Here is a 26,508-nt window from a genome sequence, read left to right on the forward strand (position 1 = left end):
GGCGGGCTGGCCGTTGATGCTGACCTTGTCGGAGCCCTGCGCCATCTGCATGCTCGGGCCGTCGTCGCTGCAGGCCACCTGGCTATTGGTGGCGAGCGCGGCGGGTTTGCCGTTGATGAAAACGTTGGGGGAACCGGTGACGATATTGCCTTTGGGGGTCAGGCTACCGGCACCGGCGTCGGCAATGCCGTCGCGCGCCGCGGTGGCCGCCTCCCCGGTGAGATACCCCACCGCCAGGCTGGCGCCGATAAGCAGCACGCCGACGCCGATACAGGAGGCCGCCAGGCCGGCGACGAACAGCGCCCCCGCCGCCACCGCGCCTGCGGCGGCGATCAGGCCGCCGACAAGGGTGCCGGCAATCATGCCGGCCAGGGCATGGGAATGCCCGATAATATCGCCGACGCGAGCCGCTTCGGTCATCGTAAGGTCCTTTTACGCAAAGAGTTCATCGTTAGGCCGCCCGGTAGCTGCTCAGCACCTGCTGCAGCAGCGCGTCGCGAGAAACATTGATCGAGGGAAAAACGTTCATCACCGGTCAGAAGCACTTTGACGGTGCGATCTAGGTAACCTTCCTGTAGGACCGCACTGCCTTCGGTAAAGATACAGCAGGAAGTATTGGGCATCATGCAAAATCCTTTTGCTTAACGAAAGCTTAAGCATCACAAAATCGCATAAAAAAAAGCTCTGCATGTCACATGCAGAGCTTTTTGATCGCCAGATACCCTAAGGCTTGAAAGACAAGGGATTTAGCGGCGGTTGCCGAAAATGCGCAGCAACATCAGGAACAGGTTGATGAAGTCGAGATACAGCGTCAGCGCGCCGACGATGGCGTACTTGCGGAAGCTGTCTTTATCATCGGCGTTCAGCTGCTCACCCATCGCCTTGAGTTTTTGCGTGTCGTAGGCGGTCAGACCGACGAACACCACCACCCCGATGTAGGTAATCGCCCACATCAGCGCGGTGCTTTTCAGCCAGATGTTCACCAGCGAGGCCAGCACGATGCCGATCAGCGCCATGAACAGCATGCTGCCGAAGCCGCTCAGATCGCGCTTGGTGGTGTAGCCGTACAGGCTCATGGCACCGAACATGCCGGCGGTGACCACAAAAGTGCTGGCGATCGAGCTGTAGGTGTAGGCGATGAAGATGCTCGACAGCGTCAGCCCGGTCAGCGCCGAGTACAGCATGAACAGCGAGGTGGCCACCGCGCCGCTCAGGCGGTTGACCATGCCGGAAATCACGAACACCAGCGCCAATTGGGCGATGATCAGACCGAAGAAGGTGATCTGGCTGGAGAAGATGAAGTTGAGGATCGCGGGCGTGTTGGCCGCATACCAGGAAACGAACGCCGTCAGCAGCAGACCGCAGGTCATCCAGCCGTAAACCTGCGCCATGTAGGCCTGAATGCCGCTGTTGGCACGTTCGACGATTGAACCATTAGAGCGTGGATATCGGTCCATGACGGTTACCTTTTGCGTTATAAACAAGATTCCGAAGCCCCGCGAACGGGGCTTCGCCTGCTATAAGCGTACCACAGAATAGGCCGCGCGAAAGCGGCAAAGGTCTTGATTTGTTTCCGCTGTTGACGCGTTATTTAGCCGCGTCGTGCCAGCGTTGCGCGGCCTCGCGATCGCTGTCGCGAGCGTCCACCCAACGATCACCCTGGCCCGTGGCTTCGCGCTTCCAGAACGGGGCGCGGGTCTTCAGATAGTCCATGATGAATTCGCTAGCGGCGAACGCCATGCTGCGGTGTGCGCCGGTCACGCCGACGAACACGATCTCGTCGCCGGGATACAGCGCACCGACGCGGTGGATCACCGTCACGCGCTGCAGCGGCCAACGGCTGCGCGCCTCGGCCACGATCTCCGCCAGCGCCTTCTCGGTCATGCCGGGGTAGTGTTCCAGCGTCAGCGCGCTGACGTCGTCCCCAAGGTTATGGTTGCGCACCTTGCCGGTGAAGGTCACCACCGCGCCATCGGCGTCGCACTGCGCCAGCCACTGGTACTCATCGCCGACGTTGAACGGCGCTTCGCCCACGCGAATGCGGGTATTTTCCATGCTTACCCCCCGGTAACCGGCGGGAAGAAGGCCACTTCATCGCCGGCGCGCAGCGGGTGATCCGCCGCCACCAGCGACTGATTGACCGCCGCCAACAGCTTGCCGGATTCCAGCGCCAGCGCCCAGCGATCGCCGCGCGCGCACAGCGCCTGGCGCAGCGCCTCGACGGTCGGGTAATCCGCCGGCATCGACAGCGCGCCGGTGCCCACCAGTTCGCGCACCTGCGCGAAGAAAAGAATATCGATCATGCGTTCACCTTAAAATCACCGGATTTGCCGCCGCTTTTCGCCAGCAGGCGCACCGGGCCGATCACCATGTCTTTCTGTACCGCTTTGCACATGTCATAGATGGTCAATGCCGCCACCGAGGCGGCGGTCAGCGCTTCCATCTCGACGCCGGTTTTGCCGGTCAGCCGGCAGCAGGTTTCGATGCGTACCCGGCTGTGCTCCGTTTGCGCCTCTAGCTGCACTTCGACTTTGCTCAACATCAGCGGGTGGCACAGCGGGATCAGTTCCCAGGTGCGTTTGGCCGCCTGAATGCCGGCGATGCGCGCCGTGGCGAACACGTCGCCCTTGTGATGGCTGCCGTCGACGATCATCGCCAGCGTGGCGGGCAACATCTCGACGAAGGCTTCGGCGCGCGCCTCGCGCACCGTTTCGGCCTTGGCGGATACGTCGACCATATGGGCTTCGCCGGCGGCGTTAATGTGGGTTAGCTGTGTCATGACTCAGGGCTTCTTCAAATGGGGCTGGAAGTTGCACGGGCGATGGCGCGCGTCCAACTGCTCTTCGATAATCCGCTCCCAGGCGGTGCGGCAGGCGCGGGTGGAGCCCGGCATGGCGAAAATCACCGTGCGGTTCGCCAGGCCGGCCAGCGCGCGCGACTGGATCGTCGCGGTGCCGATCTCTTCGTACGACACCATGCGGAACAGTTCGCCGAACCCTTCCACCTCTCTGTCGAACAGCGGCAACAGCGCTTCCGGCGTGTTGTCGCGCGCGGTAAAACCAGTGCCGCCGGTGATCAGCACCGCCTGCACGTTGTCATCGGCGATCCACGCGGAAACCCGTGCGCGGATCTGGTAAATGTCATCTTTGACGATGGCGCGATCCACCACCTGATGGCCGGCTTCCTGCGCCGCGTCCTGCAGATATTGGCCGGAGGTGTCTTCCGCCGCGCCGCGGCTGTCGGACACGGTCAGGATGGCGATATGCGCCGGAATAAACTCGCTGCTCGCATGGCTCATGGTTCAATAAGCTCCTATTGGCTGTCAGCCGCCGATAAACGACAGGTTCTGGGTGATCCCGCTGTTGCCCTGATGCAGGAAATGGGTCTGCTTCTTGCTCAGCAGCCCACTCTGGATGCGCGCCTTCAGCGCATCGAGCTGGCCGTCGTCCGCCAGCAGATCGCGCAGAGGCACCCCCTGCTCGCCGAACAGACACAGGTGCAGATTGCCGATGGAAGAAACGCGCAGCCGGTTGCAGCTGGCGCAGAAATCTTTTTCATACGGCATGATAAGACCCACCTCACCCTGGTAGTCCGGGTGGCTGAACACCTGCGCCGGGCCGTCGCTGCGGCCGCGCGCCTGGCGCTGCCAGCCCTGCTGCTCCAGCTGCAGGCGAATCACTTCGCCGGAAACGTGGTGTTTGCGAAACAGCTCGCCGCCCTCGCCGGTTTCCATCAGTTCGATAAAGCGCAGCTGGATCGGCCGATCCTTGATCCAGGCGAGAAAGGCGCCAAGTTGCTGGTGATTGACGTCGCGCATCAGCACCGCGTTGACCTTGACCTTGCTGAAACCGGCGCTGAAGGCGGCGTCGATGCCGTCCATCACCTGGCGGAACTTGTCCTGGCCGGTGATGGCGTGAAACTGGCGGGGATCCAGGCTGTCGACGCTGACGTTGATCGCCGTCAGACCGGCGTCACGCCAGGCGGCGACGTCGCGCGCCAGACGGTAGCCGTTAGTGGTGACCGCCAGGGTACGGATGGCCGGGTTTTCCCGCACGGCGGCGATGATCTCGGTAAAATCGCGGCGCAGCGAAGGCTCGCCGCCGGTCAGGCGCACCTTTTCGGTGCCCAGTTCGGCAAACGCGCGGCTGACGCGGCGGATTTCATCCAGCGACAGGAAGCTTTTCGGGCTGCCGCTCGGCTTGTAGCCGTCGGGCAGACAATAGGTGCAACGAAAGTTGCACACGTCGGTGATCGACAAACGCAGGTAATAGAACTTGCGCTCATAAGCATCAATGAGTTGCGGTACCATAACACCTTTCCAAAGTCGGGAGATGCGAGCGTTTCCCCTCTGCACCCTGGTGGCTGACTTCGCCACGGCCCAGGCGCCATATCGTTCCGGATGAACAACGTAGGCACAGGGGCTAGGAGTTTGATTTCTCTTCCCGCTACCTTGAGTAGCCGGAATGAAACCGTGGTTTTCAGCAGAATTCTAGCGCTAATCGGCAACGATAGCCAACGCGTTAATTCGCTATATAACTGTCTATACAGCGTTTTTAGACGCCGCCTATTCGGGTAAACCATGATAAACATCGCTTGCGTGGACGAATTGACCAGAATCACGCAAATGACACTCTTTATCGCGTTTTTATGCCGGATCCGCTACCTTATGCGGGCAGTTCAGACCCTTTGTAAGGAAATTTATGCGTAATCGTACCCTGGCCGATCTCGACCGCGTGGTGGCGTTGGGCGGCGGACACGGCCTGGGCCGTGTGATGTCGGCCCTGTCGTCCTTAGGCTCCCGCCTGACCGGCATCGTCACCACCACCGACAACGGCGGTTCCACCGGCCGCATCCGCCGTTCGGAAGGCGGCATTGCCTGGGGCGATACCCGCAACTGTCTCAACCAGCTGATCACCGAACCGAGCGTCGCCTCGGCGATGTTCGAATACCGTTTCAGCGGCAACGGCGAACTGGCCGGCCATAACCTGGGCAACCTGATGCTGAAAGCGCTGGATCACCTGAGCGTGCGCCCGCTGGAAGCGATCAATCTGGTGCGCAGCTTGCTGAAGGTGGACGCGGCGCTGATCCCGATGTCGGAGCAGCCGGTGGATTTGATGGCGCACGATCACGAAGGCAATCACGTTTACGGTGAAGTGAATGTCGATCAACTGGCCCACATGCCGCAGGAGCTGATGCTGTCGCCCCCGGTCAACGCCACGCGCGAAGCGCTGGACGCCATCGCACAGGCCGACGTGATCCTGATCGGACCGGGCAGCTTCCTCACCAGCCTGATGCCGCTGCTGCTGCTGGACGATCTCACCCAGGCGCTGCGCCGCAGCAGCGCCAGCATGATCTATATCGGCAACCTCGGCCGCGAGCTGAGCGTGGCCGCCGCGGCGCTGTCGTTAAAGGATAAGCTGACGCTGATGGAAGAGAAGATCGGCCGCCGGATGATCGATGCGCTGATCGTCGGCCCGGCGGTGGATGCCAGTGAAGTGCAGGATCGGGTGGTGATTCAGCAACCGCTGGAAGCGAGCGACATCCCCTACCGCCACGATCGCCAGCTGCTGCGCCAGGCGCTGGATCACGCGCTGGTGGAGCTGGCCGCGCGCCGCTGACCGAATTTAACCGTCTCGCCCGCGCAGCCAGGGATTATCGCTGGCTGGGGCGGGATGGCTGACCATATCGATATACAGATCTTCCACCTCTTTGCGCGCCCAGGGCGTGCGACGCAAAAACTTCAGGCTGGACTTGATGCTCGGATCGCTGCGGAAGCAGTTGATGCGAATGCGCGCGCCCAGTTCGGACCAACCATAGTGATCCACCAGTTTATTCAGCAGTTGCTCCAGCGTTACGCCGTGCAGCGGGTCTTTAGACTGGTGTTGGCTCATGTTCGGTACTCTTCGTGGTCAAATCGGGCCGCACACCATAACAGCTTTGGCGCGGCCGACAAGGAATTTTGACGCCCACGGCGCGGGCGCCGTCCAACGGTCAGGAAATCGCGATGAACTGCTCGCGCAGCTGGTGGATTTCGTCGCGCAGCGCAGCCGCCTGCTCGAACTCCAGGTTTTGCGCGTGGGTGTACATCTGCGCTTCCAGATCGCGAATTTTCTGATCCAGCGCTTTCGGCGTGAGGTTCTGCAGCTGAGCGCCGCCCTCCACCGCCTTGCCCTTGCCTTTGCTCTTGGTGCGGTTGACCGGTTGGCCGATCTGCAGAATGTCGCCGATCTTCTTGTTCAGCCCCTGCGGCACGATGCCGTTGGCTTCGTTGTAGGCCTGCTGCTTGGCGCGGCGCCGCTCGGTTTCACCGATCGCCTTGGCCATCGAATCGGTGATGCGATCGCCATACAGGATCGCCTTGCCGTTCAGGTTACGTGCCGCGCGGCCGATGGTCTGGATCAGCGAACGCTCGGAACGCAGGAAGCCTTCCTTGTCGGCGTCCAGAATCGCCACCAGCGACACCTCAGGCATGTCGAGCCCCTCACGCAACAGGTTGATGCCCACCAGCACGTCGAACTCGCCCAGACGCAGGTCACGGATGATTTCGACCCGTTCCACGGTATCGATGTCCGAGTGCAGGTAGCGCACGCGCTCGCCATGCTCTTCCAGGTATTCGGTCAGGTCTTCCGCCATGCGTTTAGTCAGGGTGGTCACCAGCACGCGCTCGTTGATCGTCGCGCGCTTGCGGATCTCGGAGAGCAGATCGTCCACCTGGGTGGCGACCGGTCGCACTTCCACGATCGGATCCAGCAACCCGGTCGGCCGCACCACCTGATCGATCAGATCGCCGCCGGATTTCTCCAGCTCATATTTGCCCGGCGTCGCGGAAACATAGATGGTCTGCGGCGCCAGCGCCTCGAACTCCTCGAAGCGCAGCGGGCGGTTGTCCAGCGCCGACGGCAAACGGAAGCCGTACTCCACCAGCGTTTCCTTGCGCGCGCGGTCGCCCTTGAACATCGCGCCGATCTGCGGAATGGTCACGTGGGATTCGTCGACCACCAGCAGGCCGTCCGCCGGCAGGTAGTCGAACAGCGTCGGCGGCGGCTCGCCCTCGGCGCGCCCGGACAGATAGCGCGAGTAGTTTTCGATGCCCGAGCAGTAACCCAGCTCGTTCATCATCTCCAGATCGAACTGGGTGCGCTGCGTCAGGCGCTGCTCTTCCAGCAGCTTGCTGTTGGCCAGCAGCACCTTGCGGCGGTCCGCCAGATCAACCTTGATCTCTTCCATCGCCTGCATGATCCGCTCACGCGGCGTCACGTAGTGCGATTTCGGGTAGATGGTAAAACGCGGCACCACCTGCTCAATCTGCCCGGTCAGCGGATCGAACAGCGACAGCCGTTCCACTTCTTCATCGAACAGTTCGACGCGCAGCGCCAGCTCGTCTGATTCCGCCGGGAAGATATCGATCACCTCGCCGCGCACGCGGAAGGTGGCGCGCTGGAAAGCCTGATCGTTGCGGGAATACTGCAGCTCCGCCAGGCGGCGCAAAATGGATCGCTGATCGATGATCATGCCCTGAGTCAGGTGCAGCATCATCTTCAGGTAAAGATCCGGATCGCCCAGGCCGTAGATCGCCGACACCGACGCCACCACCACCACGTCGCGCCGCTCCAGCAGTGCCTTGGTGGCGGAAAGACGCATCTGCTCGATGTGCTCGTTCACCGAAGCATCTTTTTCAATGAAGGTGTCGGAGCTGGGCACGTAGGCTTCCGGCTGGTAGTAGTCGTAGTAGGAGACGAAGTACTCCACCGCATTCTCCGGGAAAAACGCTTTCATTTCACCGTACAGCTGCGCCGCCAGCGTCTTGTTCGGCGCCAGTACCATGGTCGGCCGATTCAGATCGGCTATCACGTTGGCGATAGTGAACGTCTTGCCCGAACCGGTAACCCCCAGCAGCGTCTGGTGCGCCAGGCCGTCTTCCAGCCCCTCTTCCAGCTTGCGGATGGCTTCCGGCTGATCGCCGGCCGGTTTGAACTCGGAATGCAGTTTGAAAAGTTTACTCATTGCTCGGCTACCCTGTGGAGATGCGCGCGCTCAGGCGGCCAGCCGGCTCTGCGCCGGATATGGCCCCTAATTATGGAAAGTGTCGGCGATTTGCGCCAGTGCCCATGATACTGGATATAAAACCAGCTTCAAGCGGATTCGTCGCTGCACCCGGCACTGCGGCAATGTCGTTGCACCGTGACGTTACAGCCGGGTGACATTTTTATTGTCAATAACAGATTTATCCCCAGAACTTGCCGCGAATTAACTTATTGATAGCACCGCGTCGAAAAATCATACATAGAGACCTGATCAATACCCCTGCGTCTTGATTTTAGTTAATATATTGATATATAACAGTTTTAATAAAAAGACGAGAATGCGGGCAAAGCGAACAGAACCCGCGTCCGCTCTCGCTTTACAGCGTTTTTCTAAATCTAATACACAAGGTTATCCACAGGAATAGTGGATAACTCTCACCGTCCCGCCCGGGGCGGGAGTTACGGAAAGAAAGCTTTTCGCCCTTTACACCCGCTAAAATGGCTTTTTTAGTTATTTTTTCATAAAAATATCGCTTTGTTTATGCCGATTAATACTAAAAATCCCCATTGCCAAAATCGCATCGGCCCCTTTCTCGCGGATCGCTCTTGACGGCGACGCAATGCCTTGCACCATGTCCTCACCAAAGGGCACCACAAGAGTGCAAAAAACGTCCGGGTTAACTTCTCGGCGTATTTTCAGGCCACCGCGGCAGAGCGCGTCAGGCCTAGCAGAGGGTTAACAAAGCGATAACATCCCCCCTTTTCGGCCAGTAGCAAAACTGGCCTGGGAGTTGCTTTATCTTTCAGCGTGCGAACGAGGCGCGACAGCATAATGCGCTGCCGAATGCGGCGTGCAACCACCGCCTGGCTACCCCTCGTAAAAGCGCGAGAACGACACCAAGTCGTCATAAACGTCGTTTTTCACGACATACTGACTGTCTTTCCGTCCACCGCAGACATTGCTCAGGTGAATCGGATGGACGGCATTTTGTTCCAGACATTGCCACACTCGGGAAATCAACCGCCAATGCGGCCTTTGTTGCACCCCACCAACGAGTGGATGGGCGCCTGTGTCTATGAGGAGAATGCCAAATGCTGAGCCTGAGATCGGTCAATCAATTTTACGGGCAAAATCATACCCTGTGGGACATCAACCTGGAGCTGCCGCGCGGCCAGTGTACCGTGCTGCTTGGGCGCAACGGCGTGGGCAAGACCACGCTGGTCAATTGCATCATGGGGCATGTGCCGGTGGTGAGCGGCAGCATGACCTGGCAGCCCGCGGATCAGCCGCCGCAAAATCTGCTGCTGCAACCGATGGAGCGCCGCGCCGCACTCGGCATCAGCCACGTCCCGCAAGGGCGGCAACTCTTCTCGCAGCTGAGCGTGGAGGAGAATCTGCAGGTGGCGCAGATGGCCGGGCGCGGCGCCCCCCGCCGCATTCCGCCGCTGATCTACAGCCTGTTTCCCAATTTGCGCCAGATGCGTACCCGCCGCGCCGGCGATCTGTGCGAAGGCGCTCAACGCCAGTTGGCGATCGGTCGTGCGCTGGCGCAGGAGCCGGCGCTGCTGATCCTCGACGAACCGACGACGGGTGTGCCCCCTTCAATCGCCGCCGACATCGGCAACGTGATCCGCAGGCTCAACTATGAGTTGGGCATGACCATTTTGCTGGTAGAGCATCAGCTGCCGTTCGTGCGCCGGGTGGCGGATCGTTTTTGTCTGCTCGATAGCGGTCGCACCGTGGCGCACGGCGCGCTGGCGCAGCTGGATGAGGCGCTGATCGGCGCCGGACTGACGGAGTAAGTGTTCGGGTGACCGATTAGGTTGCTGTTGTATCAGTCACGGCCGGTCTGTGCCTAATAGGCATGGGCCCGCCGTCTTTTCATACTCGATAGGGGCCACACCGACACCATAATATCGAGGGATATAAGCATGACAGACAACAACGCAGCATTTATTCAATACGTGGATTTACGCGACAAAAACTGGAGCCTGCAGGAACGTCTGAATATTGAAGGCATTTACGTCAGTTCGCGCGACGAACTGGTCGGGGCGCAGGACTTTATCATCAAAACGTTGAAACGTCCTGCGATTGTCAGATTCGCCGCACCTTTTGCCCTTTGGACGGCGCCTAAAACCGATATTAATGTCGGATTCGTCTATATCGACGGCAACGGCGTCAACATCACTACCGAGATCCCTAACGGCACGGAAAGCGACCATAACTACTTCCTGCGCTGCTATACCAGCAGCGGCGCGCTGGATAACAACGTTCCTATTCGACCGGCGCCGATCTTGAAAGATTTCACCGTCAAAGGCATTGGTGCCAAGGTTAACAAAGACAAGAATGAAACCCCGACCGAATATAACTATACCGATGGTATCCGTTTCCATTCGCCTGAAGGGCCGCTGGGCAACATCTCGGTGAATAACATCTATGTTTCCGGCTTCTACTTCGGTCTGTACTACGGAACCAATGCCTATATCGCCCACCATTACGCCTGTGAAATCATCCGCTGTTTTGAAAGTCTGCATATGCCCTCAACGAGCAGCGGAGCCCAAAACTTCGGCGAAGGTATCAACTTCTTCGGCGGCACCCTCGGCAATTCCCAGGGGCTGGCCGTTCGCAACGCTAACCCCAACGGCGCCTTCCGCCTGTTCGGCACCTCGATCGACTATGCCGGTTCGATAGCCTACGTTCAAGCCGGTAGCATTGAATTGCATGGCTGCCATATGGAATTCAACAACGATAATAGCCCGCTCACGGAAATCCCTTTCCGTTGCAGCGCCAATCAAAATGCATCGCTGTTGATTCACGGCGGCGAAATCATCGTCGCCGGCAGCCGACTGGCGCAAGCATCACTGTTTTACGCCGAGGCAGGCAGTAGTGGAATTATCGTCGACAGCGTGAAGTTCTATGGCGTAAGAACCGCCAGCGGTCGCTATTTCAGCGGTACCGGCGACTTTGTCATCGCCAATAGCCGACTGGATGGTGGTGGGGGTGGGGCCGGGATCCAGACGCTGGTCGGCGCCGTGAATAACAAACTCAAAGACGGCGATTTCGCCTTTTCCGCCAAACCGTTCGGCTGGGAAGTGACTGGCGGAACGATCGACGATCCCTTTACCTCTGACGCGGTGACTATCGGTATCGAAGCCGGCGCGGGCATCGGCGGCGGCAACGCCCTGAAAGTGAGCAAATTGGGCAACACCAATACCAACGCCGGGGTGAGAATGAGCGTGCCCGTCGCGCAGTATGAACAGCTGGGCGCCTGTTTTACCCTGAAAACGGTCAATGGCGGCACCGGCAATCTGTTTGCGACGCTACAGTACGCCTGTATTCAGGAGCATGCGGACAACGGCATCTCTATCGTTGCCAAAGCCGCGCCGGCAGCCTGGGATGCCGTCATGAAAGCCGATGCTTACACCGAGTACGCCGAATATCGTTTCAACGCCAATCGGCGAAAAGTCCCGGTCTGGGCGACCCATGTCGTCCTGACGTTCAACCTGTTTGCCCTGGCGAAAAATGGCGTGCTTTATCTCGATAACGCCTGCATTACCGCTATGTAAAAGCCAACGCCGGGCCATAAAACCCGGCGTTGTTACCAATCAGCCAGAACCTCTCACTGCGTCAGCAGGCTGATATCCAGATACTCCCCCAGCGGCGCCCGTTCGGCCTGCGGCAGGTGCGGTATTTCGCCCAGCAGCGGCGCGGGCAGCATGCGGCGCAGCGTGGCCAGGTATTCCTGATGCCGCCGCCCCGGGGGCGCCACGTCGTTGGCGATCCAACCGGCCAGCGTCAACCCCGCCTGTTGCACCGCCAGCGCCGTCAGCACTGCGTGGTTGATGCAGCCCAGTTTAATGCCCACCACCAGGATCACCGGCAATTGTTCCTGCTGCACCCAGTCGGCGAAGGTGTACTCCGCCGACAGCGGGGTAAACCACCCGCCGGCGCCTTCGACCAGCACCCAGTCGGCGCGCTGCTCCAGCCGGCGCAGGCCGTCGGACAGCCGCGCCGCGTCGATCGGCCGACCTTCATCGGCGCTGACGATATGCGGCGAGGTCGGTTCGGCAAAAACGTAAGGGTTCACTTCGTCGTAACGGAGCGCCACGCCGCTGTTGGCCTGCAGCGCCAGCGCGTCGCCGTTGCGCAGCCCCTCGGCGGTCATCTCGCTGCCGGAGGCCACCGGCTTATAGCCGGCGCTGCGGTAGCCCGTCCGGTTGGCGGCCTGCAGCAAGGCGCTGCTGGCAACGGTCTTCCCCACCTCGGTGTCGGTGCCGGTCACGAACCAACGTTTAATCACGGTAAATCACTCCATAAGCCAGATGATAGCTGAGGGGGAACTGCCCCTGCCGGCACGGGTAAGCCGCCTGCAACGCGGCGAGACGGCCTCGCGACATCAGGCCGCCCTCGCGCCCCTGATGCAGATGCGTCGCCCCGATGCCCTTGAGCGAACGCATCAGCGTCATCACGTCCGGGTAGTTCAGGGTGCGTAACTCCGTGACCAGCTCGTGCCGGTATTCAGCACAGGCGGCGCGGATCTGCGCCAGCGGCAGGAAGGCGTTCACGTGGCGCTCGCCGTCCACCTGTTGCCAGGCGTCCCCCAATTCCTGCAGCGATCCCGCCGCCAACGTGGAAAACAGGATCACGCCGCCGGGGCGGGTCACGCGATACAGCTCCGCCAGCGCGGCGGGCAGATCGCTGCACCACTGCACCACCAGGCTGCTGAAACAGATGTCCATCGCCGCATCGGGCAGCGGTACCTGTTCGATATCGCCCAGCAGATAATGGTGCGCCGCCTGCCGTTGGCGGGCGACCTCCAGCATGCCCGGCGCCAAATCGAGCGCGGTCACCTGCTTGCCGCGCTCGCGCCACAGGCGGCTGAAATAGCCGGTGCCGCAGCCGGCATCCAGCAGCTGCTCGCCCGGATGGGGACTCCCCATCCCCAGTAAGCGCTCGCCAACATCACGCTGCAGCGCGGCGGCGGCGTCGTAGCTGCCGGCCGCGCGGCTGAAGGCCGAGGCGACCGCCTGTTTGTTCACCGTGTCATTGGCTGACGTCATTCAGCACCTCCAGCAGGCGATCGATATCCTGCGGCTGATGCGCCGCCGTCAGGGTAATGCGTAGCCGCGCGCCGCCCGGTGGCACCGTCGGCGGGCGAATGGCGCTCACCCACAGTCCGCACTCGCGCAGGCGGGTCGCCAGATCGAGCGCGCGCTGATTATCCCCCACCAGCAGCGGCTGGATGGCGGTGTCGGAATCCGTCAGGGTCAGCGCCAGCGGCGCCGCGCCCTGACGGAAACGCCGAATGTTGTCCTGCAGCCGGGCACGCAGTTCATCGCCCTCGCGAATGCAGGCCAGCGCCGCCTGCAGCGCGCAGGCTTGCGCCGGCGGCATTGCGGTGCTGTAGATTAGATGGCGGGCGAACTGCAGCAGATACTCGGCGGTCGCCTCATCGCACAGCACTGCCGCGCCGCTGACGCCGAACGCCTTGCCGAAGGTCGCCACCAGCAGTTCAGGGCGCACGCCCTGCTGCCAGCAGCTGCCGCGGCCTTGCTCACCGCGCACGCCGACGCCGTGGGCATCGTCCACCATCAGCCAGGCGCCCGCCGCGCGGGTTAAGCGATGCAGCTCCGCCAACGGTGCGCCGTCGCCGTCCATGCTGAACACCCCTTCGGTCACCGCCAGCCGCTGCCCGTCGCAGGGTTTGGCCAGCAGATCCGCCAAGGCCTGCGGCTGATTGTGCTGGAACCGGCGCAGCTCGGCCGGCGACTGCGCCGCCGCCTCCAGCAGCGAGGCGTGGCTGAGGCGATCGGCCAAAATGCGATCGCCCTTCTGCATCAACGCCGCCAGCACCGCCTGATTGGCGGCATAGCCGGAGATGAACAGCAGCGCGCGCGGATAGCCGAGCCACGCCGCCAGTTGCTCTTCCAGCGCCTGATGCGCCACGCTAAAGCCGGTGACGTGGCCCGACCCGCCGCTGCCGACGCCGTAACGCTGCGCGCCCTGCTGCCAGGCGGCGATCACCCGCGCATCCTGGCTCAGCCCCAGGTAGTCGTTGCCCGAGAAGTTCAGATAGAGACGATCGCCGAGCCGGATCTGGCGGCCGTTGCCGCCCTCGGTGGTCTGTCGCCGACGGTAGGCGGCGTTGAGACGCCGTTCTGCCAGCGCCTGTTCGATACGTTGTTGCCAGCTCATCACAGCGCCGCGTTGTAAAACTCGGCGGTATCGGCGTTCAGCAGCTGCTTAGCCAGCACCTGCTGTTGCTGGTTGTCGCCATGTTCGGTGGCGGTCTGCTGCGGGTTCAGCCCCAGCTTGCGGAACAGCTGCAGATCCTTGTCTTCTTCCGGGTTCGGCGTGGTCAGCAGCTTGCAACCGTAGAAGATCGAGTTGGCGCCGGCCATAAAGCACATCGCCTGCGTCTGTTCGTTCATCTGTTCACGGCCGGCGGAAAGGCGGACATAAGAGGACGGCATCATGATGCGCGCTACCGCGATGGTGCGGATGAAATCGAACGGATCGACGTCGTCGTTATCCGCCAGCGGCGTGCCTTTTACCTTCACCAACATGTTGATCGGCACGCTCTCCGGCGGTTTCGGCAGGTTAGCCAGCTGCACCAGCAGCCCGGCGCGATCGCGCACCGTTTCCCCCAGCCCGACGATGCCGCCGGAGCACACTTTGATGCCGGCGTCGCGCACCTTGTCAAGCGTATCCAGGCGTTCCTGGTAGCTGCGGGTAGTGATGATGCTGCCGTAGAACTCCGGCGAGGTGTCGAGGTTATGGTTGTAATAATCCAGCCCGGCTTCCGCCAGCCGTTCGGCCTGAGTGCCGTCCAGCGTGCCCAGCGTCATGCAGGTTTCCATGCCCATCGCTTTCACGCCCTGCACCATCTGCTGCAGATAAGGCATATCGCGCTCGTGTGGGTTCTTCCACGCCGCGCCCATGCAAAAACGGGTCGAGCCGTTCGCTTTGGCCTTGCGTGCCGATTCCAGCACCTGCTCGACCTGCATCAACCGCTCCGACTCCAGGCCGGTCTTGTAGCGTGAGCTCTGCGGGCAGTATTTACAGTCTTCCGGGCAAGCGCCGGTCTTGATCGACAGCAGCGTGCTGACCTGCACCTGACGCGGGTCGAAGTGCTGGCGGTGTACGGTTTGCGCTTCGAACAGCAGTTCCAGCAGCGGTTTATCAAACAGGGCCTGGGCTTGCCCTACTGTCCAGTGAATGCGGTCGGCCATCATGGCGTCTCCAAAACGAAAAAGTGTCGCCAGTTTAAATATTGTGGATATACTGTCAACCAATCTTAATTCAATTTGGTTTACAAGTATGTCTGTGACCGCTTCCGACCTGGCGTTTGACCAACGTCATATCTGGCACCCCTACACCTCCATGAGCCGCCCGTTACCCTGTTACCCGATCGAATCGGCCAGCGGCGTCGAACTGCAGCTGGCGGACGGCCGGCGTCTGGTGGACGGCATGTCCTCCTGGTGGGCGGCGATCCACGGTTACAACCATCCGCACCTGAATCAGGCCGCCAGCCAGCAGTTGGAGAAGATGTCACACGTGATGTTCGGCGGTATTACCCATCCGTCCGCCATCTCGTTGTGCCGTCGGCTGGTGGAAATGACGCCAGAGGCGCTGCAGTGCGTGTTCCTGGCGGACTCCGGTTCGGTGGCGGTGGAAGTGTCGTTGAAGATGGCGCTGCAGTACTGGCAGGCGCGCGGCGAGCGCCGGCAGCGCATCCTGACGCTGCGCCACGGCTATCACGGCGATACCTTCGGCGCGATGTCGGTCTGCGATCCGGACAACTCGATGCACAGCCTCTATCAGGGCTATCTGGCGCCGCACCTGTTCGCGACCGCGCCGCAGTGCCGCTTCGACGAAGAATGGCGTGAAGAAGATATTGCACCGTTCGCCGCGCTGCTGGAGCAGCACGCCGGTGAAGTGGCGGCGGTGATCCTGGAACCGGTGGTGCAAGGCGCCGGCGGCATGCGCATCTACCACCCAACCTACCTCAAGCGGGTGCGCGAGCTGTGCGATCGCCATCGGGTGCTACTGATCGCCGACGAGATCGCCACCGGCTTCGGCCGCACCGGCAAGCTGTTCGCCTGCGAGCACGCGCAGGTGGTGCCGGACATTCTCTGCCTGGGCAAGGCGCTGACCGGCGGTTACATGACCCTGTCCGCCACCCTGACCACCCGCCATGTGGCGGAGACCATCAGCAACGGCGCGGCCGGCTGTTTTATGCACGGCCCGACCTTTATGGGCAATCCGTTGGCCTGCGCGGTGGCGGACGCCAGCATGGCACTGCTGGCGGAAAATCGCTGGCAGGCGCAGGTGAGCGCCATCGAAGCCCAGCTGAAACAGGAACTGCTGCCGTTGGCGGCGCTGCCGAAGGTGGCGGACGTGCGGGTGCTGGGGGCGATTGGCGTGGTGGAAATGCGCGAACCGGTGAATGTCGCCGAGCTGCAGCGCGGGTTCGTCGAGCGCGGGGTATGGATCCGGCCGTTCGGCAAGCTGATTTACCTGATGCCGCCTTACATCATCGAAGCGGAACAGCTCAGCCGCCTGACCGCCGCCGTGGCCGCCGCCGCGCGTTAATGCCTTACCAATGCTGGTCCAGATAGCGGGCCAGCAACCCCAGGCACAGCAGCCAGAGTAAAATGATCATCGCCGCCGCCATGCGGCCGGTGGGGTTGTCGACGCGTTTTTGCGCCTTCTCGCGCAGCTCGGCCATCAGCGGCTTGGGGATCAGGCGAACCGCCAGCATGATGCCCAACGGCACGATGATCACATCGTCCAGATAGCCCAACACCGGAATAAAATCCGGGATCAGATCGATCGGCGAGATCGCATAGCCGGCCACCAGCAGCGCGATCAGCTTGGCGTACCACGGGGTGCGCTTATCACGGGCGGCCAGCCACAGCGCGTAAATATCGCGCTTGATGCCTTTGGCCCAACGGCGCAGCCAGCCGAACCACGGCGTGCGTTTTTTCAGTGAAATCATGATTACTTCATATAAGAACGTAAAACGGTCATCAATTGCTCGATGTCCTGCTCGCGCTGCTGCGGCGTAGCGTCCGCGGCAGCCAGATGTTCGCGCACATGCCCTTCCAGCACCTGCGCCATCAAACCGTTGACCGCGCCGCGCACCGCCGCGATCTGCTGCAGAACAGCCGAACATTCGCCGCCGCTCTCCAGCGCGCGTTCCAGCGCTTCGGCCTGCCCTTTAATGCGGCGCACCCGCGCCAACAGCTTCTTTTGATCTCTGTGGGTATGGCTCATCATTTCCGCCTGATTGTTATTTACTATACTGGGGTATAGTATATTTCAGCACACTATCTTTTGCTGAGGAACTTCACCATGACGTCTCACGCGCCCGTTTTGCACCGCGAACACAGCCACGTTTTTGACGATGGTAACCCATTGGCCGAAAGAAACACCAGATGGGCGGTGATACTCACCGCCAGTATGATGGCTATCGAGATCGCCGGCGGCTGGCTGTTTAACTCGATGGCGCTGCTGGCCGACGGCTGGCACATGAGTTCACACGCGCTGGCGCTGGGCCTGTCAGTGCTGGCTTACGGCGCCGCACGCCGGCTGGCCAAGGATCGCCGCTTTAGCCTCGGCACCTGGAAGATCGAAGTGCTGGCCGGTTACACCAGCGCGGTGTTGTTGGTGCTGGTGGCGGCGCTGATGCTGTTTCAGTCTGGGCAGCGGCTGCTGAATCCCAGCCCGATTCATTACAACGAAGCCATCACCATCGGCGCGATCGGGCTGGCCGTCAACCTGCTCTGCGCCTGGCTGTTGCGCGGTGGCGGCCATCATCATCATCACGGGGATGACCACGACGACACTCATCATGACCTCAACCTGCGTTCCGCCTATGTTCACGTGCTCGCCGACGCCGCCACCTCGGTACTGGCGCTCATCGCGCTGTTCGGCGGTAAGCTTTGGGGCGCCGCCTGGCTCGATCCGCTGATGGGCATCGTCGGCGCGGCGATGGTGGCCGCCTGGGCCTATAGCCTGATGCGCGATAGCGGAAAGATTTTGCTGGATGCCGAAATGGACGCCCCGGTGGCGCAAGACATCCGCCAGGCCCTGGCCGCTTCCGGCCACGCGCTCACGCTGACCGATTTGCATGTAGGCCGCATCGGCAAAGGAAAATATCATTGTGTCCTCGCCCTGAGCAGCGCCGATCGCGCCCTCACCGCCGATCGGGTGCGCCAACTGTTGGCCGCGCATCCCGAACTGGTGCATGTCACCGTCGAGATCAACCGTCCGCCGCTGGCGCAAGGGGTTGTATTGTTCCACCGAAAAGATCTAGCTTAAGGGTCCGCGTTTATCGACAACTGGGAGTCATTATGGCTTTTCGTTTGTACAGCAACGATCTGCAGGACGGCGGCACAATGCCGCAGACGCAGGTCTTCAACGGCATGGGCTACCACGGCGATAACCTGTCGCCGCACCTGGCCTGGGACGGCGTGCCCGCCGGCACCAAAAGCTTCGTCGTCACCCTGTACGATCCCGATGCCCCGACCGGCTCTGGCTGGTGGCACTGGGTGGTGGCCAATATTCCGGCCGACGTGCGCGAGCTGCCGCAGGGCGCAGGCTCCGGTAAAGCGCCGCTGCCGAGCGCCGCGCTGCAAACCCGTACCGACTTCGGCTCAGCCGGTTACGGCGGCGCAGCGCCGCCGAATGGCGAAAGCCACCGCTATCAGTTCACCGTGCATGCGCTGGACGTAGAAAGCATTGAGGTGGATGAAGGTTCCAGCGGCGCGCTGGTGGGCTTTAACGTGCATTTCCACAGCCTCGGCAGCGCCACGCTGACAGTGATGTTCAACTGATCTCCCACCCATAAAAAAGCGCGGCTCAACCGAACCGCGCTTTTTCCATACTCGTCTGACCGCCGAATTACTTCGCCAGCACGCTGACCCACATCGGGCCTTTGCCCACCGGATAACGTGCCAGCGTGGTCAGCTCGCCGCTGGCCTGGTCAATTTCATGCACCGCGATGTGATCGGACTTCTGGCCGGACGAAATCACGAAGCGGCCGCTGTGATCGATATTGAAACCGCGCGGCTGCGTTTCGGTCGGATAATAGCCGACCACGCTCAGCGTGCCGCCGTCTTCGGAAACGCTGAAGAGGGTCAGAATGCTGGCGGTGCGATCGCTGGTGTACAGGAAACGGCCGTTCGGCGTGATATGAATGTCCGCCGCCCAGCGGGTGCCGTCGAAGTCGGCCGGCATGATATCCAGCGTCTGCGTCACGGTGTATTTGCCGCCGTTTTCCGAAATGGCCAGCACGTCCACCGTGCCGTTCAGCTCATTGACACAGTAGGCGAACTTGTCGTTGTGGTGGAATGCCATATGGCGCGGACCGGCGCCGGCGGCGATATCCACCGCCTCCTGCACGTGCGGCGTCAGCTGGCCCGCCAGGCTCAGGTTGAACAGGCGGATGCGGTCCTCTTTCAGACACGGCACCAGCACCAGTTGGTTGGTCGGGTCGATGTTCGCCGAGTGCGGCGCGTTCAGGCCGTCAATCTGCTGAATAGGCGCCGTCACCACGCCGTCGTGGCCGATCGGGCTGATGCTGGCGCAGTTGCCGCTGTAGGAGGCGGAGAACAGGTAACGCCCCTGCAGATCGGTGGAGATATGGGTCGGGCTGCCCGGCAACGGCGCCATGCCCGCCTGCTGCAGCGTGCCGTCCGCCTCGATGCGGTAGCTGACGATGCCGAACGCCGGACGCACGCCGACGTACAGGTGGGTCTTGTCCGGATGAAGGGTCATCGGCTGCACCTGGCCCGGCACGTCAACGGTTTGCAGCAGCGCCAGCGCGCCGGCGTCGTCCAACTGCCAGACGTGGATCTGCTGGCTCTCCGGGCTGGCAACATAAACGATTTGCTTCATGTGTTCTCCTTGCAAAGGGTAAAAGAGGAACCGGTTTCAGGCCGTTCGATTGCTCCTAGCTTACCGCACATCCGTCGCATGGCAACCCTGCTTAGCACCGGATGTTCACGCGGTTTTCTCCGTTGGCTATCCGGTGTACCATCGGATTAATTTTATGGCTAACAATAACGAGAACCCTATGAGCTACCGCGTCATCGCCCTCGATCTTGACGGCACCCTGCTGGACAATCAAAAACGCATCTTACCGCAGTCGCTGGAAGCGCTTGCGCAGGCGCGCGCCGCAGGCGTCCAGGTGGTGGTGGTCACCGGCCGCCATCACGTCGCCATCCATCCGTTCTACCAGGCGCTGCAGATAGACACGCCGGCCATCTGCTGCAACGGCACCTACCTGTATGATTTTCAGCAGAAAAAGGTGCTGGCCGCCGATCCGCTGGCGAAAGATCAGGCCAAGCAGGTGCTGCAGATGCTCAAACAGACCGACATTCACGGGCTGATGTACGTTGACGACGCCATGCTGTATCAGGAACCGAGCGGCCACGTGACCCGCTCGCTGGCCTGGGCCGAAACCCTGCCGGCGGCACAGCGCCCAACGCTGCTGCAGGTCGGCAGCCTGGCGCAGGCGGCCGACGACGCGCAGGCGATCTGGAAATTCGCCACCTCGCACGCCGATATTCCGGCGCTGCGCGAGTTTGCCGACACGGTGGAGAAAGAGCTGGGGCTAGCGTGCGAATGGTCCTGGCACGATCAGGTGGATATCGCCAAAGGCGGCAACAGCAAAGGCAAGCGCCTGCGCCAATGGGTGGAATCGCAGGGACTGAGCATGGATCAGGTGGTGGCGTTCGGCGACAACTACAATGATATCAGCATGCTGGAAGCGGTCGGTTTGGGCGTGGCGATGGGCAACGCCGATGACGCGATCAAGGAACGCGCCGATCTGGTGATCGCCGATAACCTGCAGCCGGGCATCGCCGAGGTGATCCGCACCCGCGTACTCTAGTCTTTTCGCCCTCCCGCCGGGAGGGCCTGTCTTAGCGGCTCTCGCGGCTGATCGACACGCTCTTCACCTGCGCGTACAGCCACTGCCCGGGGCGGATCGCCAGTTCGTCTCGCGCCCACGGCGTGATGCGCGCCCACAGCACGTGTTCCCCGACCGCCAGCTTCACTTCCACCTGCCCGCCCACATCCAGACACTCGCTGACCTTGGCCGGCAACACGTTGCGAATGCTGCTGTTGACCGGCGGTTGCAGCACCAGCGAGACGTCGGCGGCATTGATGCGAATGCGCAGCTGAGTGCCCAGTTCGGCGTCGATGCCGCTGACCCACAGCCGCTGATCGCCGAGCGCCAGCGCGGTCATGGCATAGCGTTGATGATGCTCAATCACGCTGACGCGCAGCACGCTGCTCTGATCTTCACGCTGCAGCCACGGCCGCAGCGCGCTGCTGGCCCAGACGGCTTCCAGCCCGCCGAACGCGCGCACCTCGCCGCGATCCAGCACCATCACCTGCTCGGCCAGACGCAGGATCTCGTCCAGGCTGTGGCTGACGTAGAGGATAGGGATGTTGACGTCCTGCGCCAGCCGCTCCAGATACGGCAGCAGCTCGCGTTTGCGCGGCAGATCGAGCGAGGCCAGCGGTTCGTCCATCAGCAGCAGTTCCGGCGCGGTCAGCAGCGCGCGGCCGATCGCCACCCGCTGTTTTTCACCGCCGGAGAGCGTCAGCGGCAGCCGATTGAGCAGCGGCCCGATGCCCAACAGCTCGACAATAGTATTGAACTGCGCGCGCATGCCGGCCGCCATGCCGTACTGCAGGTTGCCGCGCACCCGATAATGCGGGAACAGGCGCGCATCCTGAAATACATAGCCGATACGGCGCTTTTCCGGCGGCAGGCAGAGGCCCGCGGCGGTATCCACCAGCGTGCGGCCATTGAGCGCGATGCGCCCCTGTTGCAAACGGGTCAGGCCGCCGATGGCGTTGATCAGGGAAGTTTTGCCCGCGCCGGACAGGCCGAAAATCGCGGTGATGCCCTGCGCCGGCAAATCGGCGCGGACGTTGAGATTAAGGTCGCCCAGCTGCTGCGAGAAATCCAGCTCCAGCATTTACACCCCCATCCGTTTGCGGCCCCAGCGGGCCAGCCATTCGGACACCATCAGGGAAGCCAGCGACAGCACGATGGCGATCGCGCACAGACGCGCGGCGGCGGCTTCCGCCCCCGGCGTTTCGATCAGCGTATACATCGCCAGCGGAATGGTGCGGGTTTCACCGGGAATGTTGGAGACAAAGGTAATGGTGGCGCCGAACTCCCCCAGCGAACGGGCAAAGGCCAGCACCACGCCGACAATGACGCCGGGCAGCGACAGCGGCAGCGTGATGGTGAAAAACACCCGCCACGGGTTGGCGCCCAGCGTGCGCGCCGCCTGCTCCAGCCGGGTATCCACCGCCTCCAGCGCCAGCCGGATGGCACGCACCATCAGCGGAAACGCCACCACCGCCGATGCCAGCGCGGCGCCGCGCCAGCTAAAGCTGAAGCTGAAGCCGAACCAGTCGTACAGCCACTCGCCGATGACGCCGCGCCGCCCCATGGCGATCAGCAGCAAATAGCCGACCACCACCGGGGGCAGCACCAGGGGCAGGTGAATGACGCCGTCCAGCAGCGCCTTGCCGGGAAAGCGGCAACGCACCAGCACCCAGGCCATCAGAATGCCGAACGGCAGGCTGCAGACCACCGCCAAACCGGAGACTTTCAGGCTCAGCTCAACCGCCTGCCACTCGTACTCACTCAGGATCATTTACGCGGGGTGAATCCATAATGTTCAAAAATAGCGGCGGCTTCCGGGCCCTTCAGATAGGTATAGAAAGCGCTGACCGTCGGATTTTGACGATCTTTCACCATCGCCATCGGATATTCAACAGGTTTGTGGCTGTCTTCCGGGAACACGCCTACCACTTTCACCTTGTCGCTGGCGACCGCGTCGGAGCCGTAGACGATGCCGAGCGGCGCTTCACCGCGCTCCACCAGCGCCATCGCGCTGCGCACGTTGTTGGCGCGCGCCAGTTTCGGCTCCAGCGCGCTCCAGGCGCCCAGATGCTCCAGCGCCTCTTTGGCGTAGATGCCGGCCGGCACGTGATCCGGATCGCCCACCGCCAGGCGGCCGCCGCTGAGCAACTTGGCCCAGTCGGTCTGCTTGTCGATGGCGATCTTGTCTTGTTTATCGCTCTTGGCGGCGATCAGCACCAGCTCGTTGCCCAGCAGCGTGTAACGGGTGTCTTTCACCATCTGCTGCTTGTCGATGGCGTAATCCATCCACTGCTGATCGGCGGAGATGAACAGATCGGCCGGGGCGCCCTGCTCAATTTGGCGCGCCAGCGTAGAAGACGACGCGAAGGAGGAAACCACCTGCACGTCCTTGCCTTTTTGATATTGGGTGGCGATGTCCTGCAGCGCGTTGGTCAGCGACGCGGCGGCGAACACGGTGATCTTTTCCGCCGCCGAGGCCTGAGCCACCAGGCCCGATGCCAACACGATCCCGCCAACCCATTGGGTCCATTGCTGTTTCATTGTTTTTCTCCGCAAGTTAACGTGCACTATCACTCTTCGTTATATAAAAAATAATATAACGTGGCGCGAAAGCTTGTCATGCGGTTTATCGGCAAAGCGTGAGATAACTTGAGGAATGCCCGCCGGGCGATGCCGACGGGTATCGGGATAGGGAACGGTCAGTGCTGGGTGCGGTTTTCTTTCGAACGGCCCACTTTGGAGAAGACGTTGAACACTTCGCCAAAACCGTAGATCAGACCGAGAATGAGCGCCATGACCACCGGCACCATCACCACGGCGAATAACAGACTTTTCAATAATTCCAACATGATAGCCTCGCTTAACTGCCCATTGAGCGGCAAATGCCTTTCACCGCATATCGGGTTATTCTAACCCAAAAAAATCGCTAAAACCGGAGTTATTTTAGCCAGCGAGGCGAAATTGTGATCGGCCAAACGTGCCCTTTTGACCGATCTCATCCTGCCGCGGGGTAATAGATCAGCGGCGGCGCATAGCCGTCGGGCGCCGCCAGCCGGGCCTCCACCCCGTATACCGCGCGAATGTGCTCCGGCGTCAGCGCCTGCTGCGGCGTGCCCGCCGCACAGATCCCGCCCCGCTGCAGCAGCGCGACCCGATCGCAATAACAGGCCGCCAGATTCAGATCGTGCAGCGTCACCACCACGCTGAGCTTCAGCCGCCGCAGCAATGCCATAAACTGCTGCTGATGAGCGATATCCAGGTGGTTGGCGGGTTCGTCCAGCAGCAGCCACGGCGTTTGCTGCGCCAGCGCGCGCGCCAGGTGCACCCGCTGCTGTTCACCGCCGGACAGCCGCTGCCAATCGCGATCGGCCAGGTGGCTGATGCCCACCTGCTCCATCGCCTGCCCGGCGAGGCGGCGATCCTCGGTACCAAAACCGCGCCAGCGGCCGATATGGGCCAGACGCCCCAACAATACCGCCTCCTTCACCGGCAGCGCGAAGGTGCCGGGGGCGGATTGCTCGAGAAAAGCGATGCGCCTGGCGCGTTCCCGCGCGGAAAACGCGGCGATCTCGCGCCCTTCCAGCCAAACGCGGCCGCCGGCGGCGGGCTGCAGCCCGGCCAACAGCTTGAGCAGCGTGGATTTACCGCTGCCGTTGACGCCGAGCACGCCGGTGATCTCACCGGGCAAGGCGCAGAAACTGAGGTTTTCCAGCACCGTGCGCGCGCCCACTCGCCAACTTACCCCCTCGGCGCACAGACCGGATTGCGTTTTTTCAACCGTCATGCATTGACCTTCCGATACAGCAACAGCAGGAATACCGGCACTCCCAATAGCGCCGTCAACACGCCGACCGGCAGTTCGCGCGGAGCAAACAGCGTTCTGGCCAGCGTGTCCGCCGCCACGGCGAACAAAGCGCCGCACAGCGCGCTGGCCGGCAACAGCTGACGATGCCGCGAGCCGACCAGCCGCCGGGCGACGTGCGGCACCGTCAACCCGATAAACCCCACCGCGCCGCTGAACGCGACGATCGTCGCCGTTAGCGCGGTGGTCGCCACATACAGCAGCAGCTTCAGCGGGGCCACCGCCACCCCCAGCGAAGCGGCGGTCACGCCGCCGAACGCCAGCGCGTCCAGCTCACCCGCCCGCAGCCAGCAAAGCAGCAGCGTCGCCGCCAGCGCCAGCCCGCACAGCCCGACCTGTGGCCAGCGCGCGTCGCTGAACGATCCCAGCAGCCAGAACATCACGCCGCGCGTGGCGTTGGCGTCTGCCTGCCAGAGGGTGATCAGCGAAGTCAGTGCGGAGAGCAGTTGCGTCACCGCCACCCCGGCCAGAATAAACAGCGTGGACTCCCCCTGCAGCGAACGCCCGGCCAGCAACATCACCAGCGCAAACGCCCCCAGCGCGCCGCTAAACGCCCCGCCGGACACCGACAGCAGGCCGCCCCCCAGCCCCAATACCAGCACCGTCACCGCCCCCACGCCCGCGCCGGAGGAGATCCCCAGCACCCAGGGATCGGCCAGCGGGTTGCGGGTCAGCGACTGCAGCACGGTGCCCGCCAGCGCCAGCCCGGCGCCGGCCAGCGCCGCCAGCAGCGCGCGCGGCATCCGCAGCGACCAGATGATGCGCTGATACACCTCGGCATCGGTCTGCGCACCGCCGCTAACGCCGAGCACGATGCGCCAGGCGTCGTGCCACGCGATCGGCGCAGGCCCCGACAAGGTGGCGCTCAGCAGGGCCATCGGCAGCGCCGCCGCCAGCAACAGCAGCCAGCCGGCCTCACGGCCGGGCAGTAACCGCCGGCTCATGCTATTTCCAGCCTGCGATCACATAGTCGTCCAACAGCTGCCACACCGTCCCCGCCTCGCTGAAACCGGCCTGCCTAAGGGCCGCGAGCTGGAAATCCACCGGCGTCGGCGGCGGCACCGGGCGGCCGGCGAACAGCGCCTCACGCTCGGCCTGATAAGCGGCCAACGCCGGTAATTGCAGCGCGCCGGCGAACCAGCGATCCCAATCCTCGACGCCGTTGTACCAGGCGCGTTGCTGGGTCTGCTCATCGTGCCGCTCGGCCAACGCCTTCAGCCGTGGCTGACGGTGGTCATAGCGCTGATGATCGGCATTGAGGAATACACCGCCGTCGGCCAACAGCCCGGCGACGTTGCGGTACAGCGCCAGTTGCTGCTCCGGCATCAGCCAGTGCAGCGCCGTGCTGGACACCGCCGCCTGCGGCGCGGGGCCGGACAGCGCGGAAAAACAGGCAGGATCCGCCAGATCGGCCTGCAGAATGCGGATCCGATCGCCATACTCCGCCAGTGCGCCGCGCGCCACCGCCAGCAGCAACGGATCGAGATCGATGGCGGTTACCCTGGCCTGCGGAAAGCGCTGCAAAATGCGCAGGCTCAGCGATCCCGGGCCACAGGCTAGATCCACCACGTGAAAATCCTGGCCGGCGGCCAGCGCCAGCACCTCCAGCTGGGCGTTAAAACGCGCTTCCCGCTCGGCGATGTAGGCCGCCTGCTGGCGATCCCAGGAGTCCAGCAGCGAAGATAATGAAACGGCAGTCATA

At 62.3% G+C, this 26,508-nt stretch carries 29 protein-coding genes, 1 pseudogene and 1 riboswitch; of the genes and pseudogenes, 7 read left to right on the top strand and 23 right to left on the bottom strand.

Annotated features, from left to right (window positions below; translation table 11 throughout):
- The 7 genes and pseudogenes from RE418_RS00005 to moaA all read right to left on the bottom strand — a co-directional run.
- Positions 1 to 420, bottom strand: a pseudogene (locus RE418_RS00005) (PAAR domain-containing protein); the annotation flags it as partial.
- A gap of 326 nt (positions 421 to 746) precedes the next feature.
- Entirely contained in the window at positions 747 to 1,457 is a 711-nt protein-coding gene (locus RE418_RS00010) for a Bax inhibitor-1/YccA family protein (protein WP_033637508.1), read from the bottom strand.
- Positions 1,458 to 1,587: 130 nt separating this feature from the next.
- The gene (gene moaE / locus RE418_RS00015; protein WP_004939764.1) at positions 1,588 to 2,055 is read right to left on the bottom strand and encodes a molybdopterin synthase catalytic subunit MoaE; all 468 of its coding nucleotides are present in this window, start codon (positions 2,053 to 2,055) and stop codon (positions 1,588 to 1,590) included.
- 2 nt (positions 2,056 to 2,057) lie between these two features.
- A complete protein-coding gene (gene moaD / locus RE418_RS00020; protein ID WP_004939768.1) occupies positions 2,058 to 2,303 on the bottom strand; it encodes a molybdopterin synthase sulfur carrier subunit in 246 nt (81 codons plus the stop codon).
- The gene (gene moaC, locus RE418_RS00025) at positions 2,300 to 2,779 is read right to left on the bottom strand and encodes a cyclic pyranopterin monophosphate synthase MoaC (protein WP_004939770.1); all 480 of its coding nucleotides are present in this window, start codon (positions 2,777 to 2,779) and stop codon (positions 2,300 to 2,302) included. Before moaC ends, moaD begins: the two co-directional genes overlap by 4 nt.
- A gap of 3 nt (positions 2,780 to 2,782) precedes the next feature.
- Positions 2,783 to 3,298 (bottom strand): molybdenum cofactor biosynthesis protein B, encoded by a 516-nt coding sequence (gene moaB / locus RE418_RS00030; protein ID WP_025301928.1) that lies wholly within the window; start codon positions 3,296 to 3,298, stop codon positions 2,783 to 2,785.
- A gap of 24 nt (positions 3,299 to 3,322) precedes the next feature.
- Positions 3,323 to 4,309, bottom strand: a complete 987-nt coding sequence (gene moaA, locus RE418_RS00035) for a GTP 3',8-cyclase MoaA (protein ID WP_025301927.1) — start codon at positions 4,307 to 4,309, stop codon at positions 3,323 to 3,325.
- Positions 4,296 to 4,440: riboswitch (molybdenum cofactor riboswitch) on the bottom strand. It overlaps the preceding gene by 14 nt.
- A 260-nt stretch (positions 4,441 to 4,700) precedes the next feature.
- On the opposite strand from moaA, the gene yvcK reads away from it, so the two are divergent.
- Positions 4,701 to 5,618, top strand: coding sequence for a uridine diphosphate-N-acetylglucosamine-binding protein YvcK (gene yvcK / locus RE418_RS00040; RefSeq protein ID WP_025301926.1), 918 nt, complete (start codon positions 4,701 to 4,703; stop codon positions 5,616 to 5,618).
- A gap of 6 nt (positions 5,619 to 5,624) precedes the next feature.
- Here the strand turns inward: yvcK and RE418_RS00045 are convergent, their stop codons facing one another.
- Positions 5,625 to 5,891 (bottom strand): VF530 family DNA-binding protein, encoded by a 267-nt coding sequence (locus tag RE418_RS00045; RefSeq protein WP_004939783.1) that lies wholly within the window; start codon positions 5,889 to 5,891, stop codon positions 5,625 to 5,627.
- A 100-nt stretch (positions 5,892 to 5,991) separates the two neighbouring features.
- Positions 5,992 to 8,004, bottom strand: a complete 2,013-nt coding sequence (gene uvrB / locus RE418_RS00050) for an excinuclease ABC subunit UvrB (RefSeq protein ID WP_025301925.1) — start codon at positions 8,002 to 8,004, stop codon at positions 5,992 to 5,994.
- A 1,112-nt stretch (positions 8,005 to 9,116) separates the two neighbouring features.
- Between uvrB and RE418_RS00055 the strand changes: the two genes are divergently transcribed.
- Positions 9,117 to 9,827, top strand: a complete 711-nt coding sequence (locus RE418_RS00055; RefSeq protein WP_089180645.1) for an ATP-binding cassette domain-containing protein — start codon at positions 9,117 to 9,119, stop codon at positions 9,825 to 9,827.
- Between the two features lie 129 nt (positions 9,828 to 9,956).
- A complete protein-coding gene (locus tag RE418_RS00060; protein ID WP_025301922.1) occupies positions 9,957 to 11,591 on the top strand; it encodes a hypothetical protein in 1,635 nt (544 codons plus the stop codon).
- A gap of 53 nt (positions 11,592 to 11,644) precedes the next feature.
- Here the strand turns inward: RE418_RS00060 and bioD are convergent, their stop codons facing one another.
- The 4 genes from bioD to bioB are packed head-to-tail and all read right to left on the bottom strand — an operon-like array spanning position 11,645 to position 15,257.
- Positions 11,645 to 12,325, bottom strand: a complete 681-nt coding sequence (gene bioD / locus RE418_RS00065; protein ID WP_337148117.1) for a dethiobiotin synthase — start codon at positions 12,323 to 12,325, stop codon at positions 11,645 to 11,647.
- A complete protein-coding gene (gene bioC / locus RE418_RS00070; RefSeq protein ID WP_049208970.1) occupies positions 12,318 to 13,085 on the bottom strand; it encodes a malonyl-ACP O-methyltransferase BioC in 768 nt (255 codons plus the stop codon). The genes bioD and bioC overlap by 8 nt, the downstream gene beginning before the upstream one ends.
- Positions 13,069 to 14,220 (bottom strand): 8-amino-7-oxononanoate synthase, encoded by a 1,152-nt coding sequence (gene bioF / locus RE418_RS00075; RefSeq protein ID WP_025301919.1) that lies wholly within the window; start codon positions 14,218 to 14,220, stop codon positions 13,069 to 13,071. Before bioF ends, bioC begins: the two co-directional genes overlap by 17 nt.
- Positions 14,220 to 15,257, bottom strand: a complete 1,038-nt coding sequence (bioB, locus tag RE418_RS00080; RefSeq protein WP_025301918.1) for a biotin synthase BioB — start codon at positions 15,255 to 15,257, stop codon at positions 14,220 to 14,222. Before bioB ends, bioF begins: the two co-directional genes overlap by 1 nt.
- Positions 15,258 to 15,345: 88 nt before the next feature.
- On the opposite strand from bioB, the gene bioA reads away from it, so the two are divergent.
- Positions 15,346 to 16,620, top strand: a complete 1,275-nt coding sequence (gene bioA / locus RE418_RS00085; protein ID WP_049208971.1) for an adenosylmethionine--8-amino-7-oxononanoate transaminase — start codon at positions 15,346 to 15,348, stop codon at positions 16,618 to 16,620.
- A 4-nt stretch (positions 16,621 to 16,624) separates the two neighbouring features.
- Here the strand turns inward: bioA and RE418_RS00090 are convergent, their stop codons facing one another.
- Together RE418_RS00090 and RE418_RS00095 are read right to left on the bottom strand one after the other, a co-directional pair.
- Positions 16,625 to 17,026 (bottom strand): YkvA family protein, encoded by a 402-nt coding sequence (locus tag RE418_RS00090; RefSeq protein WP_025301916.1) that lies wholly within the window; start codon positions 17,024 to 17,026, stop codon positions 16,625 to 16,627.
- A 2-nt stretch (positions 17,027 to 17,028) separates the two neighbouring features.
- Entirely contained in the window at positions 17,029 to 17,304 is a 276-nt protein-coding gene (locus RE418_RS00095; RefSeq protein ID WP_025301915.1) for a metal/formaldehyde-sensitive transcriptional repressor, read from the bottom strand.
- A gap of 78 nt (positions 17,305 to 17,382) precedes the next feature.
- Between RE418_RS00095 and dmeF the strand changes: the two genes are divergently transcribed.
- Both dmeF and RE418_RS00105 read left to right on the top strand, forming a co-directional pair.
- Positions 17,383 to 18,351 carry a CDF family Co(II)/Ni(II) efflux transporter DmeF gene (gene dmeF, locus RE418_RS00100; RefSeq protein ID WP_089180643.1) on the top strand — a complete coding sequence of 323 codons (969 nt, stop codon included), beginning with the start codon at positions 17,383 to 17,385 and terminating at the stop codon, positions 18,349 to 18,351.
- Positions 18,352 to 18,383: 32 nt separating this feature from the next.
- Positions 18,384 to 18,866: a kinase inhibitor gene (locus tag RE418_RS00105; RefSeq protein ID WP_025301913.1), complete on the top strand. Its 483-nt coding sequence runs from the start codon at positions 18,384 to 18,386 to the stop codon at positions 18,864 to 18,866.
- Between the two features lie 67 nt (positions 18,867 to 18,933).
- Here RE418_RS00105 and pgl read toward each other — a convergent pair whose 3' ends face one another.
- Positions 18,934 to 19,929, bottom strand: a complete 996-nt coding sequence (gene pgl / locus RE418_RS00110) for a 6-phosphogluconolactonase (RefSeq protein WP_025301912.1) — start codon at positions 19,927 to 19,929, stop codon at positions 18,934 to 18,936.
- Positions 19,930 to 20,107: 178 nt separating this feature from the next.
- Here pgl and RE418_RS00115 point away from each other — a divergent pair, with 178 nt between their 5' ends.
- Positions 20,108 to 20,926, top strand: coding sequence for a pyridoxal phosphatase (locus tag RE418_RS00115; protein WP_025160025.1), 819 nt, complete (start codon positions 20,108 to 20,110; stop codon positions 20,924 to 20,926).
- A gap of 31 nt (positions 20,927 to 20,957) precedes the next feature.
- Here the strand turns inward: RE418_RS00115 and modC are convergent, their stop codons facing one another.
- From modC to RE418_RS00150, 7 genes are all read right to left on the bottom strand, one after another.
- Complete coding sequence (gene modC, locus RE418_RS00120) at positions 20,958 to 22,025, bottom strand: molybdenum ABC transporter ATP-binding protein ModC (RefSeq protein ID WP_043136662.1); 1,068 nt, start codon at positions 22,023 to 22,025, stop codon at positions 20,958 to 20,960.
- Complete coding sequence (modB, locus tag RE418_RS00125; protein ID WP_019454005.1) at positions 22,026 to 22,715, bottom strand: molybdate ABC transporter permease subunit; 690 nt, start codon at positions 22,713 to 22,715, stop codon at positions 22,026 to 22,028. It lies immediately after the preceding gene.
- The gene (modA, locus tag RE418_RS00130; protein ID WP_060447615.1) at positions 22,712 to 23,485 is read right to left on the bottom strand and encodes a molybdate ABC transporter substrate-binding protein; all 774 of its coding nucleotides are present in this window, start codon (positions 23,483 to 23,485) and stop codon (positions 22,712 to 22,714) included. Before modA ends, modB begins: the two co-directional genes overlap by 4 nt.
- Before the next feature lie 158 nt (positions 23,486 to 23,643).
- A complete protein-coding gene (locus RE418_RS00135) occupies positions 23,644 to 23,793 on the bottom strand; it encodes an AcrZ family multidrug efflux pump-associated protein (RefSeq protein ID WP_004939813.1) in 150 nt (49 codons plus the stop codon).
- Positions 23,794 to 23,939: 146 nt separating this feature from the next.
- Entirely contained in the window at positions 23,940 to 24,728 is a 789-nt protein-coding gene (locus RE418_RS00140; RefSeq protein ID WP_089180642.1) for an ABC transporter ATP-binding protein, read from the bottom strand.
- Complete coding sequence (locus RE418_RS00145) at positions 24,725 to 25,750, bottom strand: iron ABC transporter permease (protein WP_089180641.1); 1,026 nt, start codon at positions 25,748 to 25,750, stop codon at positions 24,725 to 24,727. Before RE418_RS00145 ends, RE418_RS00140 begins: the two co-directional genes overlap by 4 nt.
- Position 25,751: 1 nt before the next feature.
- Complete coding sequence (locus RE418_RS00150) at positions 25,752 to 26,507, bottom strand: trans-aconitate 2-methyltransferase (RefSeq protein WP_089180640.1); 756 nt, start codon at positions 26,505 to 26,507, stop codon at positions 25,752 to 25,754.
- Position 26,508: the final 1 nt, after the last annotated feature.

The organism is Serratia sp. szju, from assembly GCF_044594185.1.
GTDB lineage: Bacteria > Pseudomonadota > Gammaproteobacteria > Enterobacterales > Enterobacteriaceae > Serratia > Serratia bockelmannii.